Genomic DNA, 18,497 nt, shown 5'->3' with positions numbered 1-18,497 from the left:
TACCAAAATGCGACAATAGGCGCGGTTGCGAGATACTTTTTTTCATCTGTTTTGCTTATACGGCAACGATTGCGTCTCTCAATTCAGCAGTACGAAAACGTTAAACTTGTTATTAAGGGAATGATATGTCCGGGATTGAAGCAGTATTTTTCGACTGTGACGGCACGCTGGTCGACAGCGAAGTGATTTGTTCTCGCGCGTATGTCCATATGTTCAAAGAATTTGGCATTACGCTTGATCTGGAAGAGATCTTTAAACGCTTTAAAGGCGTGAAACTCTACGAGATCATCGACATCATTAACGCAGAGCACGGGGTAAATCTCGCCCGCGCAGATCTGGAACCGGTTTATCGCGCTGAGGTCGCACGCCTGTTCGACTCGGAACTTGAGATCATCGCCGGGGCAGATACGCTGCTGAATGCCATGAAAGTGCCAATGTGCGTGGTCTCTAACGGCCCGGTCAGCAAAATGCAGCACTCATTGGGCAAGCTTCAGATGTTGCACCATTTCCCGGAAAAACTGTTCAGCGGCTACGACATCCAGCGCTGGAAGCCGGACCCGGCGCTGATGTTCCACGCGGCGAAGGCGATGAACGTCAACGTTGAGAACTGCATTCTGGTGGATGACTCTTCCGCTGGCGCGCAGTCGGGAATTGATGCGGGAATGGAGGTGTTCTACTTCTGCGCCGACCCGCATAACAAGCCGATTGCTCATCCGAAGGTGACGACGTTTACCGATTTGGCGCAATTGCCTGCGCTGTGGAAAGCGCGCGGGTGGGATATTACACGCTAAACAAAGCCGGATGGCGTTAACGCTTATCCGGCCTACATACGTTGGGTTGGCCCGGTAAGCGCAGCGCCACCGGGCATTTTACCGCAGCCGATTACTCTTTCGGATCTTTTCCCGCCAGCAGCTTATCCAGCTCATCGCCGCCCACGTGACGGAAATCCTGTCCTTTCACGAAGTAGAAGATGTATTCGCAGATATTCTGGCAGCGGTCACCGATACGCTCGATAGAGCGCGCGCAGAACAGCGCCGTTAACACGCTCGGGATAGTGCGCGGATCTTCCATCATATACGTCATCAGTTGACGCACGATGCCTTCATATTCCTGATCGACTTTCTTATCTTCGCGGTAGATACGCACCGCTTCGTCGAGATCCATACGCGCAAACGCGTCCAGCACGTCATGCAGCATCTGCACCGTGTGGCGGCCCAGCGATTCCAGACTCACCAGCAGCGGCTGGTGCTGCGAAGAAAACTTCTCCAGCGCCGTGCGGCAAATTTTATCGGCAACGTCGCCAATACGTTCCAGCTCGGCGATGGTTTTGATAATAGCCATCACCAGGCGCAGGTCGCTCGCCGTCGGCTGGCGTTTGGCGATAATGCGCACGCACGCTTCGTCGATGGCGACTTCCATCATGTTGACCTGTTTGTCGCCTTCCACCACGCGTTTGGCCAGATCGCTGTCCTGGTTGTGCATCGCGGTAATCGCGTCGGAGAGCTGCTGCTCGACCATGCCGCCCATGGTCATCACCTGGGTGCGGATGCTTTCCAGCTCGGCGTTGAACTGGCCGGAAATGTGTTTATTAAGATTGAGGTTGTCCATGGTTAACTCCAAATCAACCGTAGCGGCCAGTAATGTAATCTTCAGTTTGTTTCTTCGCCGGGCGGGTGAACAGTGCATCCGTGTCGCTGAACTCAATCAGCTCGCCCAGGTACATAAACGCCGTGTGATCCGAGCAACGCGCAGCCTGCTGCATGTTGTGCGTAACAATTACCACGGTGTAATCCTGCTTCAGTTCGGTGATCAGTTCTTCGATACGCCCGGTGGAGATAGGGTCAAGCGCGGAGCACGGTTCATCAAGCAACAGCACTTCCGGGCGAATAGCGATACCGCGCGCGATGCACAGACGCTGTTGCTGACCACCGGAGAGAGAGTACCCGCTCTGATGCAGTTTATCTTTGGTTTCGTTCCATAATGCGGCCTTGGTCAACGCCCACTGCACGCGTTCGTCCATATCAGTGCGCGAGAGCTTTTCAAACAGGCGCACGCCAAAGGCGATGTTGTCATAAATCGACATCGGGAACGGCGTCGGTTTCTGAAACACCATGCCCACTTTCGCACGCAGCAGGGCGATATCCTGGGTGTTGGTCAGGATGTTGTCGCCATCGAGCAGAATTTCCCCTTCCGCACGCTGATCCGGATAGAGCGCGAACATTTTGTTGAAGGTACGCAACAGCGTGGATTTACCGCAGCCGGACGGCCCGATAAACGCCGTCACCTGGTTTTTGGCGATATCCAGGTTGATGTTCTTCAGGGCATGGAATTTACCGTAGTAGAAGTTCAAATCACGAACCTGAATTTTACCCGGGGTTGTATTGACCATACTCATTTCACTCTTTTCCTCATCCGACGCGGCATCCGCCACGCCGCAAAAATTAACCGTGTTTCTGCTTCGCGAAAACAACGCGCGCCAGAATATTCAGTAGCAGTACGCACAGGGTAATAATCAGTACCCCGGCCCAGGCCAGTTGCTGCCACTCGGCAAACGGGCTCATCGCAAATTTAAATATGGTGACCGGAAGGTTGGCGATCGGCTGCATCATGTCCGTACTCCAGAACTGGTTCGAGAGTGCGGTAAACAGCAGCGGTGCGGTTTCGCCCGCAATACGGGCAATCGCCAGCAGGATACCGGTCATGATCCCCGAAACAGACGCCTTCAGCGTGATAGCGGAGATCATCTTCCACTTCGGCGTACCCAGCGCATAAGCCGCTTCTCGCAGGCTATCGGGTACCAGTTTCAGCATGTTTTCGGTGGTACGAATAACGATTGGCACCTGCAACAGCGCCAGCGCAATCACCCCGGCCCAGCCGGAGAAGTGCTGCATCTGCGCCACCACGATGGTATAGACGAACAGCCCCACGACAATCGACGGTGCGGAAAGCAGGATGTCGTTAATAAAACGAATCACTTCCGCCAGCCAGGATTTACGGCCATATTCCGCCAGGTAGATCCCCGCCATAATGCCGAGCGGCGTACCAAATACCGTCGCCCACAGGATCAGCAAACCACTGCCTGCCAGGGCATTCGCCAGACCACCACCTGCTGTATTCGGCGGCGGCGTCATTTCAGTGAACAGCGCCAGCGACATCCCATCGATACCACGGGTTACGGTGGACATCAGGATCCACACCAGCCAGAACAGGCCGAATGCCATCGTCGCCATCGAAAGCGTCAGTGCGATACGGTTTTTCAGGCGACGACGCGCCTGCATTTTGCGGCGGGATTCCGCCAGCGCGGTTGTGTTTTGCATTTCGAGCGTAGCCATTAACGCGCCCCCTCGTTTTTCGCCAGGCGCATCACCATGAATTTAGACGCTGCCAGCACGATAAAGGTAATCACAAACAGGATCAGCCCCAGTTCCATCAGTGCCGCGACATGCAGGCCGGACTCCGCTTCCGCAAATTCATTCGCCAGCGCCGAGGTAATACTGTTACCCGGCATGTACAGCGAGGCGCTGTCGAGCTGGTAGGTGTTACCGATGATAAAGGTCACCGCCATGGTTTCCCCCAGCGCACGACCGAGGCCCAGCATCACACCGCCAATCACGCCATTTTTGGTGAACGGAAGGACGATGCGCCAGATAACTTCCCAGGTAGTGCAGCCGATACCGTAGGCCGACTCTTTCATCATTACCGGCGTTTGTTCGAACACATCGCGCATGACCGCCGCGATGTACGGGATAATCATGATGGCGAGGATCACGCCAGCCGCCAGAATCCCGATACCAAAGGCTGGGCCGGAGAACAGCGCGCCAACAAACGGGATGTTGGAGAGAACGTTGCCAACCGGCTCCTGGAAATAGGTCGCAAACAGCGGGGCAAAGATAAACAGGCCCCACATGCCGTAAACGATACTCGGGATAGCCGCCAGCAGTTCAATGGCGATACCCAACGGGCGACGCAGCCAGTTGGGAGCCAGTTCCGTCAGGAACAGCGCGATGCCGAAACTCACCGGAACGGCGATCAGCAGCGCGATAATCGAGGTGACGAGGGTGCCGTAGATGGGAACCAGCGCACCGTAAATATCGTTCGGCGCATCCCACTCTTTGGTCCACAGGAATGAGAAGCCGAATTTTTCGATGCTCGGCCAGGAGGAGATGATCAGGGACACGATAATGCCGCCCAACATCAATAGCACAATCAGCGCAGCCAGTTTTACCAGCGCGCTGAAGATCATGTCACCCTTTTTACCCGGTGGGTTAAAAGCAGGCTTGGTTGCAGCCATAAATCACTCTTTCCGTTAAACGCGTTTTACGAAGTTGCCCGATGGCGCAAGCACTTATCGGGCCTACAGTGTGAACCGTAGGGCGGGTAAGCGCAGCGCCACCCGCCATTTTCGTCAATATTTCCCGTTAGTACAGCGCTTTACCGCTGCTGTCTTTCACGCTGGTCTTCCATGCGGCACGAACCTGCTCAACCACGCTGTCCGGCAGTGAAGCGTAATCCAGGTCGTTAGCCTGTTTCGCGCCGTTTTTGTATGCCCAGTCGAAGAACTTCAGCACTTCTACACCCTGCTCAGGTTTCTTCTGCTCTTTGTGCACCAGGATGAAGGTGGTGGAGGTAATCGGCCACACATCGTCACCTTTCTGGTTAGTCAGGTCCTGGGCGAAGGATTTGCTCCAGTCAACGCCTTTGGCGGCGTTAGAGAAGCTCTCTTCGGTCGGGCTTACCGGCTTACCGTCGGCAGAAACAATTTTGGTATAGGCCAGGTTATTCTGTTTCGCATAAGCGTACTCGACATAACCAATCGCACCCGGCAGACGCTGTACGAACGCCGCGATACCGTCGTTGCCTTTACCGCCCAGGCCAGTCGGCCAGTTCACGGTAGAGCCTGCGCCAACTTTGGATTTCCACTCTTCGTTCACTTTCGCCAGATAGCTGGTGAACACGAAAGAAGTACCGGAACCATCCGCACGGCGTACGACGGCGATATTCTGCGAAGGCAGTTTCACACCTGGGTTCAGTTTGGTGATGGCTTCATCATCCCACTTCTTGATTTTACCCAGGTAGATGTCACCCAGGGTTTTGCCATCCAGCACCAGTTCGCCAGATTTCAGACCCGGAATGTTTACAGCCAGAACCACACCGCCGATAACGGTCGGGAACTGGAACAGGCCTTCCTGCGCCAGTTTTTCGTCAGAAAGCGGGGCATCAGATGCGCCGAAATCCACGGTGTTAGCGGTAATTTGTTTTACGCCGCCAGAAGAACCAATACCCTGGTAGTTAACCTTATTACCGGTCTCTTTCTGATAGGTGTCAGCCCATTTGGCATACACCGGCGCCGGGAATGTTGCACCAGCACCTGTCAGGCTTGCTGCAGCAAACGCAGAGAAAGCACTCATCGATAAGGTCGCGGCGACAACAGTTGCGACGGTGGTACGCATAACTTTCATAATGTCTCCTGGGAGGATTCATAAAGCATTGTTTAATGGCTACGATGAGCAAAATAGGACAAACAGGTGACAGTTATATGTATGGAATATGACATTTTTATGACATCCGTGGAAAATTATCTAATGCAATGATTATTATCAGATTTATTTCCAATCATTGTCACTATTTTGTCATAAAACCTGATAGTAAGCGTGGTACAAGATGGAGAAAATGACAACGGCCGCCGAAGCAGCCGTTGGGGAACATATTGCGAGATTAGTTTTTAATCTCCACATTAATGGTTGCCGTAGCATCAAACACGCCGGGCTCCTGTCTGGCCCCCGTTGCGCTGGCGGGCGCCGCAGAAAACGTTAACGAGCCATCTTCCTCGCCTAACCTGATCCTCCCCATCTCCGTTTCCATTATCCCACCGTTCACATTCACTTCATTATTGAATTCATCGTAAACTTTGATTCCTACATCCGGGTTGGAGGTTTGAATCATGGTGGGGTCAGAAGCCACCGGCGACGCATGTAACGATACATCGACGTCTTGCCCCTGCGCCATTCCGGTACAATCCACATTTACTGTTTGCGTTTGTTTTCTGGCTGTCAGCGCCGTTCCGGCTGTAGACGAAAATTCAGACGCGGGGATTTGTTTAAAATCGAACTCAATAATTTGCCCGGCATTAATCGTACAGCTTTGTGGCGCGGTAATATCTCCGGCAATATACACATCAGACATCGCGACATTAAGAGGATCATCCGGTGTGATCGTGCCATACAGTTTACTGATCAACGTTTGAGGAATAACAATTTTCCCAATAAACGGTTGCTTAATATAAAAATAAAGTTTTGCTTGCCCACCACTATAGAAAGGTAACGGATCGCCTGCTACCCCGTGACATTTATAGACCCCATCACTTGGCTGGTTAGGTTGGTCGGCAAATGGGGCATTAAAATATCCTTTACCGAGGATATAGAATGATACACCGACATCCAAATACTCATCTAAATTATAATACTGGATACCGCTTCTCGCTCCCGACTCAGGTAAGGCTGGATTCATTATTGCCGTGTAATAAATATGCGCCCAGCTACCATTGATATCCGTTTGGCAATAGCAATGCCCTTGATAGGACAGTCCATTATCGACATCTCTTTCAACAACCTGCCCGGCACGGTTCTGCTGCACTGTAATTGTTGTACCACTAAAAGGCAGTGTGTTATGGAACGTACCACTGTCAGCAACACAATACCCGGTTGGTGCAGAGAACGCCGATAAACTTATCAGCATCAGTATTCCCGACAATACAGGCATCCATATTTTATTCATTACTATAATTCCTTTTATTATTGGCAACTCACTGGTAATTCCAGCAATGCTTTCGGTGACTGAACGGTGAGCTGATAATGTGCAGTACAGGTTTTATCAGTACCGAGAGTCAGTGTAAAACTACCTTTTTCTGGCATACCTGAAAGGTACAATTCACCATTGTCTCCAACGATCCCTGTGACAGACCCTGATTCCAAATTTGCCATTGCCATTGCGCCAAAGGGGGCTGGCTTACCACTTGCTGTTTTCACGAAAAATAACACGCGATAACCCACATGCGTGACGAATTCAGCGCGAACAACCGCACCACGTGTAGGTACAATGTTTACAACACTGTTTTCAATTTCAACATTGGCTTTTTCAAAATAATCGCTACTGATAGCCACACGGTTTTCATCGTATGGCGACATTTGCGTTTTTACCGTATAACCGCGCCAGTCAGTAGAAACGCCCGTGGCGTTATCTACGCCAACGCCTTCCGCCCCTGGCGCTTTGATAAGCGCAACGGTTTCACCCAATTCCTGCGAGAAGGTCACTCCATCGGCATGAACCAGAATACCGCCTTTCATTCCATAATTCAGTCGCTGCGACTCTGAGCTGTAATCATACGAGCCGCTAACGGAACCATATGTACCATCGTAGCTCAAACCCGCACTTCCACTGTAAGTATCTTCTGGCGAACTACTCCAGGACTGTTGAACGTTATAGGTCATATTACGCTCTTCCAGCAATGTACCGCTAACACCCGCTTGCATGGTGCTTTCATTATGATTGTTCTGCGTCAATGAATAATTAGCATAGCTGTCCTGCATCCAGCCAGAGAGCGGAATGGAAACCGAGAACATAAAAATATGTTCGCCGCCATCATCATCATTGTTGTTGTTGTCGTCATTGGTGTAATAATGCGAACCACTGCTGATATTCGTCGAATCGGTATAGTTCCAGGATACGTTCCACGAAATACGGTGCCAGTAGTTGTTGTAGCCAAGCTGCACCAGTCGCTCTACCTCATCCGTTTTCCAGTACTCCTGGCGACTGAGGGTCAAATAAATATTACCCCATCCTTCAGGAAACGCCTGGGTCCACGTCCCTTCCAGGCGACTACGCCGGTTGCCGGTTTCCCAGAACCCTTCTTCATCATCACGTCGGCTTGCCCATTCATTGAGCGTGTAATATCCCTGCGTGGAGTAGCGATAACCCACCAGACGGAATGTCGTATCAGTATCTTCAAAACGCTTGGAATACAGGAATCGGTATGACTGCCCCTGCTCATCACTATCATCAAAAGTGGAATTAGCCTGCGTTACATCAACAGAAACAGCCCCCAGAGACCCCATATCTTTACCGATGCCAATCGCCCCTGACATGTAATCTTCTGCAATTTGCGTCCCACCGTACACGGTTAGCCCCCACGGCAAACCATGTAATATTTGCGACTGAAAAACATCGGGTGTGAAACCACTTTGATCGCGCATTTCCCCTACGCTGATATCAAAGTCTGTCTGGTTTTCACGTTTGAGGATCGCCAGTGACGTAAAAGGTTGGGTAAAGTGTTGTTCGCTACCCCCTTCTTCCTTGACGGTCACATCCAAATCGCCACCCGTGCTGGCAGTATTGAGATCGGTAATTTCAAATGCCCCTTGTGGGACGGCAGACTGATAAATAATGTAGCCATTTTGTTTGATAATTACTGTCGCATTGCTTTTCGCGATCCCACGCACCACGGGTGCAAAACCATTTTGACTGGACGGGAGCATATCGTCGTCGGTGTATAACCTTAAACCGCGCACCTGAGTACTGTCGAAAATATCGCTCGCCGTCCAGGTATCGCCGATCATAATTTGGCTACGCAAAGCCGCAATATCACGCTGTAAATAAGAACTTAGCGAGTGGTAGCTGGTGTCGTCCTCAGTCACATTTAAGGTACTGTAATTACGCAATCGCCATGCGCCCAGGTTAATCCCATTTTGCAGGTTCAGGTAATAGTAATCACCTTCATCATAATCAGATTTCAAAGAATGCATGCCAGAGAAATCATAGTTGATCATCATGGCATTAATCCCCTCGTCCCAGCGGGATGGACTGATGTAATTATGCGCAGCGATATCCAGCCAGATTTGTGGAATATCAACGTTCAACGATAACGTATTGACATCCAGTACCCAGCTTGCGCCATCAATCAGTGACTCTGGATTAACGCACATTTTATCGTCAATTTTATCCAGCGTTTTTATCGCCTTCACTTTTACGCCTAACTCCGTCAGCACATCTTTTATGGCAACAAAGCAGGGGTGTAATTTACTATCTGGATTATCCTGTACAAACGTCACATCACGGTCTTCGATAAACTTGCCATTAACATTAATAGAAAGTTTATAGGTGCCGGGCTGCAAGCTATTTGATCGATTGAACTGACTAATATCGACATCCATAGGATGATCGATTTCCAGCAAAGCTGGGTTAAATAATGCATCACGCGCAGCGGCAGTACCGGTAAGACACAACAGCACCCCTGATGTCAGCGCGATAAAAAGTGATGACCCGTTCATCATTATTTTCCTTATAAAACGGTCAGAGTTTTATTTTAATATCTTTACTAATCGCGCCGTAGTCATTAATAAAGTGCCACAACAATGATTTTCCACTTACGCCTGATGGTAACGGGAGCGTTAACGTTTCAAAGGGTCGAATGATATTAAGAGGGACATCTTTACCGTCAACAGCAACATCCATCACATTGATATGAATTGCTGAGGGATTAGTAACCACTAACTTTTGATTCTGAATCTGCCATTTTAGTTTCAACACAACACTCTCAGGCGTATCTTTAATCTCGGCAGGTCGCCAGAAAAATTTAATCCGCGTTTTAACGGCGATTTCCAGAGTGTTGGTTTTTTCCCGATCGCTGGCAGGGGGAATGTTTTTGATGTTTAACCAGAAAACAGATTCTCTGTCTTTTGGCAGTTCGCCCTGTGTTTTAATAATACGCAACACCTTTTCCTGCTGGGCTTCAAGGCGAGACACGGGTGGGATCACCGTAAATGGAGGTTTGCTGGTGTCCGTTTTATCAAAAGGATCGACCCATGCCTGAATCAGATACGGTACGGTAGTTTCTTTATTAATAACCGAAATTGTTGCATCGGGTTTATTACTATAATAAATAACCCGCGTTCCGCCCACAACAATACCCGCCTGCGCCAGTGTTGACATCATAAATAAAGAAAACGTAAAAAAAACAGTGGACAAACGTAGCAACATAATTTAGCACCAAAAAATGATAAAAGGGGCTGAGGACAAAGGCAGCCCCTTATTCCGCTATTTAGTAATATTGTGAGTTATTTACTATACGTTACGGTAAATTGCGAATCAGCATTACCCGTACCCGGCGTTACAGTATCTTTCGTAGAAACATACTGAGCCAGGAATGACAGAGTGGCAGAGCCGCCAGTAATATCAGCAGGTAATGATGGGTTGAAAAGACCGACGACAGATCTGTCGCTACGGTTGGTAATTTTGATTGCCACGCCCGTAGCAGCAGCAACAGGAAGTGGATCACCGGTAAAATCACCACTTGGATGAGTGCCATCGTTTACTGGTGCGCCACCGCTACCAATTGCCAGATAACCTTTTCCCGCAGCATCCTGATCTTCTGTACCATCAAAAACCACGGTGGCATTTTTAAATACAGCAGGACAATCTGTCAGTTTGATATCAAAAGGGGTTGGTGACGTGGTTCTTTCTGTCTGGCCAGTCAGACCAGACGTACTCACTTTATGCAAATCGACATATTGATCGGCGCTAGCCGGATCAACTTTACAGGTACTATCAGTTACTTCACCACGAAAGTGAACAGTACCATCTTCTGCTAGCGCCTGGCCCATCATCAGCGTGGAGGACAGCACCAATACACCTGTAACTAAATTGAGTTTCATTCCCTAACTCCATTAAATAATAAATATCATTTCCTTTCCATATATTAACTACATATATAGAATTAATAGCAATAATCATCACAACATATTCAGACGAACAATCCTCTTATTCATAAATCACTGTAATGGCAGTAACAACATGTATATGCAAATACAATACAACAAGTATGAATAATTACATCTGGAAAAGATGGGACACATATTGACGGGGGGGATGTTAATACCTGGAAAGGGGAAATAGCAAGAATAAATTATAATTCACCGCAAAATAATATTTTGGATGGATATAATATTTATTAATTTATAAATACATTAAAACAATATTAAATATAAATCCATAACTCTGTAATATATAAAAAACACAAAATATTATATTTAATAAGTATAATTATCTTAACGCTTGAATTGATGCAACCGATCTCATTATATTTAAGAATTCATTTAGTTTAATATTGTTTCAAAAAATATTGAATATTAAAAACATATCATTGATGGTTTGAAAATTAACAAATCAGATAATTGGCTATTCGAAATCTATCCCGGAAAAACTCGTGATCATAAGACTAAAATGCCTCAGTTCTATTCCTGTACCATGCACAGGAACGCAAAAAGGTTGCCGTTACGGCAACCTTTTCCATTCGCGTTCAAATTTTACTCAACTGTTACCGATTTCGCCAGGTTACGCGGCTGGTCAACGTCAGTGCCTTTAATCAGCGCGACGTGATATGCCAGCAACTGCAGCGGTACGGTATAGAAGATTGGCGCAATCACCTCTTCAACGTGCGGCATCTCGATGATGTGCATGTTGTCGCTGTTGGTGAAAGCAGCATCCTGGTCGGCGAAAACGTACAGTTGACCGCCGCGCGCACGCACTTCTTCAATGTTGGACTTCAGTTTTTCCAGCAGTTCGTTGTTCGGCGCAACCACGATAACCGGCATATCTGCATCAATCAGCGCCAGCGGGCCGTGTTTCAGCTCGCCTGCGGCGTAGGCTTCCGCGTGAATGTAGGAGATCTCTTTTAGCTTCAGAGCGCCTTCCAGGGCGATAGGGTACTGGTCGCCACGGCCAAGGAACAGCGCATGATGTTTGTCAGAGAAATCTTCCGCCAGCGCTTCAATACGTTTGTCCTGCGACAGCATCTGCTCAATACGACTCGGCAGCGCTTGCAAACCATGAACGATATCGTGTTCGATGGACGCATCCAGACCTTTCAGGCTCGCCAGTTTCGCCACCAGCATTAACAGAACCGTTAACTGAGTGGTGAACGCTTTGGTCGATGCCACGCCGATTTCAGTACCGGCATTGGTCATCATCGACAGGTCAGATTCACGCACCAGCGAGGAACCCGGCACGTTACAGATTGCCAGTGACCCCAGATATCCCAGCTCTTTCGACAGACGCAGACCCGCAAGGGTATCTGCCGTTTCGCCAGACTGAGACAGGGTGATCATCAGACTGTTACGACGCACCGCAGATTTGCGATAGCGGAATTCAGAGGCGATTTCCACGTCGCACGGTACGCCCGCCAGCGATTCAAACCAGTAGCGAGAAACCATCCCGGAGTTGTAGGAGGTACCACACGCGATAATCTGAATGTGCTCCACTTTCGCCAGCAGTTCGTCGGCGTTCGGACCCAGTTCGCTTAAATCAACCTGCCCGTGGCTGATGCGGCCAGTCAGGGTGTTTTTGATGGCGTTAGGCTGCTCGTAAATCTCTTTCTGCATGTAGTGGCGGTAAATACCTTTATCGCCGGCGTCATACTGGAGATTGGATTCGATATCCTGACGTTTTACTTCTGCGCCAGATTTATCAAACACGGTTACCGCGCGGCGGGTCACTTCCGCGATATCGCCCTCTTCGAGGAAGATAAAGCGACGCGTCACCGGCAGCAGCGCCAGCTGGTCAGAGGCGATAAAGTTTTCACCCATGCCGAGGCCGATAACCAGCGGGCTACCCGAACGCGCGGCCAGCAGGGTTTCCGGGTTGCGGGTATCCATAATCACGGTACCGTACGCGCCACGCAGCTGTGGGATGGCGCGCAGCACAGCTTCACGCAGCGTGCCGCCCTGTTCCATTTCCCAGTGCACCAGGTGCGCGATCACTTCGGTATCCGTTTCGGACACGAATGTATAGCCACGGCCCTGCAACATTTCGCGCAGCGGTTCGTGGTTTTCGATGATGCCGTTATGCACCACCACAATGTGTTCAGAAACATGCGGATGCGCGTTGGTTTCTGATGGTTCGCCGTGCGTTGCCCAACGGGTGTGAGCAATACCGGTGCCGCCGTGAAGCGGGTGTTCTTCCGCCGCCTGAGAGAGCATCTGGACTTTACCCAGACGACGCAGACGGGTCATATTGCCCTTTTCATCAACGACCGCCAGACCCGCGGAGTCATAACCACGGTATTCCAGACGACGTAAACCTTCGAGAAGGATCTCAGCTACATCACGTTGCGCGACTGCGCCTACAATTCCACACATAGTTTTTTAATTCCGATTTTGGCGATATGCCAGTCGTTGTCGGTCAACCTGTATGCCCGTATTTTCGGGCGCCCCGAGCCTTTGTAGAGAGTGGGGTTATTATTTTGAGTACTGCTTTTTGGGCGGGAGATTATGTTATCTCCTCATCCCCAGTCTGCCTGATGGCGGCTTCGCCTTATCAGGCCTACAAATTTGTTGGGCGGGCAAGCCCGCCACGAAACTTACTTCTTCTTCACCGGACGCTGCCAGCCCTGTTTATGGACCTGCGGTACACGGCTTAAAACCAGTTCGTTATCAGCAACATTGCGCGTTACGGTGGTGCCTGCGGCGATGGTCACGCCATTGCCGATGGTAACCGGCGCCACCAGCTGCGTGTCAGAACCCACAAACACATCATTCCCAATGATGGTTTTGAATTTATTCGCACCATCGTAGTTACAGGTGATGGTGCCTGCGCCGATATTCACGTTGTCGCCAATTTCTGCATCGCCCAGGTAAGTCAGATGACCGGCTTTCGAGCCTTTACCCAGACGCGCTTTTTTCATTTCAACGAAGTTGCCGACGTGCGCGCCTTCCATGAGTTCTGCGCCAGGACGCAGACGAGCGAACGGGCCGATGGTGCAGGCGGCGTCAAGACGCGCGTCTTCCACCACGCTATAGGGGCTGATTTCGCAATCATCGCCAATCACCGCGTTTTTAATCACGCAGCCCGCGCCAATTTTCACGCGGTTGCCCAGCGTAACGTCGCCTTCCAGAATAACGTTAGCGTCGATTTCCACATCGCGCCCGTGAACCAGGGTGCCACGGAGATCAAAACGCGCCGGGTCGCGCAGCATTACGCCAGCCAGCAGCAGCTTTTCGGCCTGCTCAGACTGGTAAACACGTTCCAGGCGAGAGAGTTGCAGACGGTTGTTGACGCCTTCCACTTCGCTCAGGCGGTCAGGATGTACGGCGGCAATTTCACGCCCTTCCTGATACGCCATCGCGATGATGTCGGTGATATAGAACTCACCCTGCGCATTGTTGTTGTTCAGCTTCGACAACCAGCGCTTCATATCCGCACCGCTGGCAATCAAAATGCCGGTGTTAATTTCCTGAATCTGACGCTGTTCATCGCTGGCGTCTTTATGCTCAACGATGCCGGTCACCTTGCCATTTTCGCGGGTGATGCGGCCATAGCCGGTAGGATCGTCGAGCTTGACGGTCAGCAGGCCAATGCCGCCCTGCGGTTTCGCATCGCGCAGGCGTTGCAGCGTCTCAATGGAAATCAGCGGTACATCGCCATACAGCATCATGATGTCTTCATCATCGGCAAAGAACGGCGCGGCCTGCTGCATGGCATGGCCCGTACCCAGCTGTTCAGCCTGAAGCACCCAGTTCAGATTGCCGTCGGTCAGCGTCTTTTTGAGCAGTTCGCCGCCGTGGCCATATACCAGATGGACCTGCGCTGCGCCTAATTTATTGGCAGCATCAATGACGTGTTGCACCATTGGCTTTCCTGCCAGGGTGTGCAGCACTTTTGGAAGTTCGGAATACATGCGGGTGCCTTTGCCAGCGGCAAGGATCACGACGCTCATTGTACTGTTAGACATATGCATCCTGTCTGTAAATTAAGTAAGAAGTAAACCCCATTTCACCTTGAAATTTCTACATATTTTTCATCATGAAATGGTCTGCTGTTAAAACGGTCAACCGTCTGTTGTTACACGTCTTTCTGAGCCCATTTTCGACCATCATAAAACGTTTTGTCTTGTAAAAGTTTAGCCAGAACGCCGAATTACGCGCTATGCCACTGCTTAGGCTCTTCTTTTGCCACCTGAATAAAGATCGCGCAGAAATAAAACAGTGTTTTATTTGAGCTATTTTGTGACGCACAAAAAAGAAACAGCATTTCATTTTGGTGATAATCGCAGCGGGAAACCATTCAGGAATATAATATGAAAAACAAATTACCTCTGGCTTTAACTCTGTGCAGCGCTGTTATTACCCTACCGGCACTGGCCGCACAGGCTCCACTCTGGAAAGCGGTCGCCTTTGGGCAATCGACTGATGTCAATTTCTCCTCCAACGTCCTGCCGGAAAAGGTTGGCGTGAATAACGTCACCATTGAGGGTAAAACGCTCAGCCAGGACAGCACGGCGGATTTGAGCAAACCGATTACCCTGGAGAGCCGCGGCGGCAAGATTGCTAACTCGCATGATGGCCTGACGTTTTTCTACACCCAACTCCCCGCAGATGAAAACTTTGTGCTGCAGGCCACGGTGACCGTCGATCAGTTTGGCCCGGAAAACGGCGCCAAACCGGCGGCACAGGAGGGTGCGGGTTTACTGGTGCGCGATGTAATTGGCACTCCGCGTCAGGAGCCACTGAAAGAGGGCTACGAGGAGTTCCCGGCCGCATCCAACATGGTGATGAATGCCATCATGACGCAGGACAAAAAAGATGCTCACCGCGTGAAGCTACAGGCCATCGCGCGCGAAGGCATCACACAACCGTGGGGCAATTCCGGGTCAGCGATAAATAAGGTGAGCTACAAAGAAGAAGTTGATCTGCAAAAGACGCCGACCTTCCGCCTGAAGCTTGAGCGTACCAACGAAGGCTTCATTACCGCCTGGGCTCCTGCGGGCAGTGATGAGTGGGTCAGCGAAAAACTGCCGCGTGCCGATCTTATTTCGGTACAGGATAAGCAACATTACTACGTTGGCTTCTTCGCCTCGCGCAATGCCAAAATCACCGTTCGCGATGCGTCACTCACCACTTCTCCTGCGCAAACCGTGGCATCCGCGCCTTTTGTGGCGAAAAGCTGGCCGCCGGTGATGCAGATTGCTTCCGCAGAGAAGAGTCTGAGCAAGGATTACATCCTCCAGGCACGCGCCAACGGTGACGGAAACTTTACCGTGCGTCACAACGAAGTGGTGATCGGGATTGATAAAGTGGTGAAGGCCGGCGAGATGTTTACCCTGCCCACTCAGCTTCAGGAGAACAATAATTTCCAGATTAGCTGGACGCCCACAAACGGCAAGCCGGTAACTCAGAGCATGGACGTGCAACTCGTCACGACCATCACGGGCAACACGTTGTATGTTGCGCCAGACGGAAAAGCAGAGGGGAAAGGGACGCAAGCGTCGCCGTTAGATCTCAATACGGCTATTAATCTGCTGCCGCCAGGCGGAACAATTATTCTTGCTGCGGGAAGCTATCCGAAAACGGATATTCCGCTCAGCGCCAGCGGCCTGAAGGATAAGCCGAAAGTGCTGGCGGCCAAGGGCAAAGCGGTGATCCACGGTATATTGCTGGACGCGAACTACTGGCATCTCAACGGTATCGATATTACCGATAAGAGTTTGCGTATTCAGGGCAGTCATAACATTATCGAGAACGTTGTGGCCTATCACAACGACGATACCGGGATTCAAATCTCCTCGCCGGATAAACTGGGTCGCCCACTGTGGGCCAGCTACAACCGGGTCGTGAATTCGGAATCGTTCAGCAATGAAGATCCCGGCAAGATCAATGCCGACGGCTTTGCGGTGAAGATGCGCGTGGGGGAAGGCAACCGGCTGGAAGGATGCTATGCACACGACAACATTGATGACGGCTACGATCTGTTCAACAAAATCGAAGACGGCGCCAACGGGGTGGTGGTCATTGAAAACTCCATCGCCCGTAACAACACCAGTAACGGCTTTAAGTTAGGTGGAGAAGGGCAGCCCGTCGCACATGAGATCCGCAACAGTATTGCCATTGGCAACCATCTTGATGGTTTCACCGATAACTTTAACCCGGGCAAGCTGGTGGTGGTGAACAACGTTGCCGTCGACAATCAGCGTTTCAACTACATCTTCCGCCCGAGCCCCTACGGCGATGCGTCAACGCAGGGTGTCTTCAGCGACAACCTTTCGCTGCGCACAACGCCCGGAAAATACGATGATGCGGTGGTGGGGAATATTGATGCCAGCAATATCTTTATTGCTGAAGGGAAAAGCATAAACAGCAAGGAGTATCTCTCGCTGGACCTGCCACAACCGCTGGAGCGTAACGCGGATGGCAGCTTTAAGACCGGGGATTTTCTGACTAAAAATTAACGCCGCAAATAAACAAAAAGGTCGCCATCAGGCGACCTTCTTCGTTTGGTTCTCGTTCACACCGCATGTGTTGTGGTTTTAGTTAGCGGTACAGCGCAAAACGAAACACAGCAAACGAGGCTTTCAGCCATGCAACCTTAGTGGTTGATAGTACCGAAAGAGATATTCATAGAGCTGAAAAGAGCGATGATTTTGTTGATCAGTTTCATGATAGCACCTTTGTAGGAAAATAATTTTTGTGACTCAACTCACAAAAAGAAGTCTACGCCTCATTTTTTAATCGATCAACGTTTTTGTGATGTTAATCACAAAATATCAAAACCGCTTTTCAGTTTCAGGCAAATTGAAACAGCGCGGTAAAACCTGCATATGCACGATTTACCGCGTGAACTTAGTTGCGTGACATAAACAGCCGCAGCACATACCAGAACATCGTGGCGATGGATGCGAACAAATGCAGCGCTGCGCCAGCAGGACGGTTGGTTGGATAGTGATGAATGATGTTGGAGGTATCGTACAGAATAAACCCGGCACACAGCAGCACCATCGCGGCACTAAACCAAATCCCGAGCGAGAACCCGAGCATCACGCTTGCCACAATAGCCCCCAGCGCGATAAAGCTCGCTATCGTCAAAAACGAACGCATAAAAGAAAAGTCTTTACGCGTGGTGAAGGCGGTAAAGGTCAGGCCGCACACCAGCAGCAGCGTGGTAATCGCAGCGGATGGGATGATGTCCGGGTTGATGTATCTGGCCATGGTGAGCAACGGCGCGAAAATTAACGCTTCGGCGAGCACGTAAATCCCAAGGCCAATCTGCTGAGTGTTATCGGATTCCACGTTATCGGCGAGACGCGTCGCCAGCATGCTCACCAGCATAAATGCCCCCAGTACCACCAGCCAGCCATAACGACCGCCCGCCGCCAGTTTTGCCAGCATCATCTCGCCCACGCCCTGATTCATCAACACCGCGCTCAGCAAAATAAAGCCCAGTACCGAAACGGCAAGGTGAATGTAGGTTTGACGAATAAACGTGGCGCGGTCAGTCTGACGAGCTGATTGCGGGCCTTCAAATAAAGGTTTAAATGACATGCTAATGATCCCTCATATAGTTACAGCTGTAATAGTTACATGCGAGACAAAATAGCACTGCGTCGAGAGGGTGACAATTAGCGTTGACGGGATCGGATAACTTTTTGAATATTAATAAATATTATGTATATAACG

The 18,497-nt window shown here is 50.3% G+C and carries 14 protein-coding genes; 2 read left to right on the top strand and 12 right to left on the bottom strand.

The features are described from left to right. Positions 1 to 125: 125 nt before the first annotated feature. A complete protein-coding gene (yieH, locus tag ACWWFX_RS17770; protein WP_473224398.1) occupies positions 126 to 791 on the top strand; it encodes a 6-phosphogluconate phosphatase in 666 nt (221 codons plus the stop codon). A gap of 91 nt (positions 792 to 882) precedes the next feature. Here yieH and phoU read toward each other — a convergent pair whose 3' ends face one another. The 11 genes from phoU to glmU all read right to left on the bottom strand — a co-directional run bounded on the left by phoU (position 883) and on the right by glmU (position 14,779). Further along, positions 883 to 1,608, bottom strand: coding sequence for a phosphate signaling complex protein PhoU (gene phoU / locus ACWWFX_RS17765; protein WP_015966606.1), 726 nt, complete (start codon positions 1,606 to 1,608; stop codon positions 883 to 885). Positions 1,609 to 1,621: 13 nt separating this feature from the next. After that, positions 1,622 to 2,395: a phosphate ABC transporter ATP-binding protein PstB gene (pstB, locus tag ACWWFX_RS17760; RefSeq protein WP_276222790.1), complete on the bottom strand. Its 774-nt coding sequence runs from the start codon at positions 2,393 to 2,395 to the stop codon at positions 1,622 to 1,624. Between the two features lie 46 nt (positions 2,396 to 2,441). Next, positions 2,442 to 3,332: a phosphate ABC transporter permease PstA gene (gene pstA / locus ACWWFX_RS17755; RefSeq protein ID WP_473224397.1), complete on the bottom strand. Its 891-nt coding sequence runs from the start codon at positions 3,330 to 3,332 to the stop codon at positions 2,442 to 2,444. Continuing rightward, entirely contained in the window at positions 3,332 to 4,291 is a 960-nt protein-coding gene (pstC, locus tag ACWWFX_RS17750; RefSeq protein ID WP_015966603.1) for a phosphate ABC transporter permease PstC, read from the bottom strand. The genes pstA and pstC overlap by 1 nt, the downstream gene beginning before the upstream one ends. Before the next feature lie 127 nt (positions 4,292 to 4,418). Continuing rightward, positions 4,419 to 5,459 (bottom strand): phosphate ABC transporter substrate-binding protein PstS, encoded by a 1,041-nt coding sequence (gene pstS / locus ACWWFX_RS17745; protein ID WP_015966602.1) that lies wholly within the window; start codon positions 5,457 to 5,459, stop codon positions 4,419 to 4,421. 256 nt (positions 5,460 to 5,715) lie between these two features. Beyond that, a complete protein-coding gene (locus tag ACWWFX_RS17740; RefSeq protein ID WP_473224396.1) occupies positions 5,716 to 6,774 on the bottom strand; it encodes a fimbrial protein in 1,059 nt (352 codons plus the stop codon). A gap of 17 nt (positions 6,775 to 6,791) precedes the next feature. Continuing rightward, positions 6,792 to 9,323, bottom strand: a complete 2,532-nt coding sequence (locus ACWWFX_RS17735; protein ID WP_473224431.1) for a fimbria/pilus outer membrane usher protein — start codon at positions 9,321 to 9,323, stop codon at positions 6,792 to 6,794. A gap of 22 nt (positions 9,324 to 9,345) precedes the next feature. After that, positions 9,346 to 10,032, bottom strand: a complete 687-nt coding sequence (locus ACWWFX_RS17730; RefSeq protein WP_473224395.1) for a fimbrial chaperone — start codon at positions 10,030 to 10,032, stop codon at positions 9,346 to 9,348. Between the two features lie 77 nt (positions 10,033 to 10,109). Further along, complete coding sequence (locus ACWWFX_RS17725) at positions 10,110 to 10,706, bottom strand: chaperone-usher fimbrial major subunit (RefSeq protein ID WP_473224394.1); 597 nt, start codon at positions 10,704 to 10,706, stop codon at positions 10,110 to 10,112. A gap of 651 nt (positions 10,707 to 11,357) precedes the next feature. After that, entirely contained in the window at positions 11,358 to 13,187 is a 1,830-nt protein-coding gene (gene glmS, locus ACWWFX_RS17720) for a glutamine--fructose-6-phosphate transaminase (isomerizing) (protein WP_276222776.1), read from the bottom strand. Between the two features lie 221 nt (positions 13,188 to 13,408). Next, complete coding sequence (glmU, locus tag ACWWFX_RS17715; protein WP_473224393.1) at positions 13,409 to 14,779, bottom strand: bifunctional UDP-N-acetylglucosamine diphosphorylase/glucosamine-1-phosphate N-acetyltransferase GlmU; 1,371 nt, start codon at positions 14,777 to 14,779, stop codon at positions 13,409 to 13,411. Between the two features lie 345 nt (positions 14,780 to 15,124). Here glmU and ACWWFX_RS17710 point away from each other — a divergent pair, with 345 nt between their 5' ends. Further along, a complete protein-coding gene (locus ACWWFX_RS17710) occupies positions 15,125 to 17,272 on the top strand; it encodes a right-handed parallel beta-helix repeat-containing protein (protein WP_473224392.1) in 2,148 nt (715 codons plus the stop codon). 391 nt (positions 17,273 to 17,663) lie between these two features. On the opposite strand, the gene ACWWFX_RS17705 is transcribed toward ACWWFX_RS17710, so the two are convergent. Further along, positions 17,664 to 18,362: a Bax inhibitor-1/YccA family protein gene (locus ACWWFX_RS17705; protein WP_473224391.1), complete on the bottom strand. Its 699-nt coding sequence runs from the start codon at positions 18,360 to 18,362 to the stop codon at positions 17,664 to 17,666. Positions 18,363 to 18,497 lie beyond the last annotated feature (135 nt).

This window comes from Pseudocitrobacter sp. 2023LY-00077 (genome assembly GCF_055796175.1).
The sequence above is the reverse complement of the archived record's forward strand: the minus strand, read 5'-3'. Positions and strand labels throughout refer to the sequence as shown.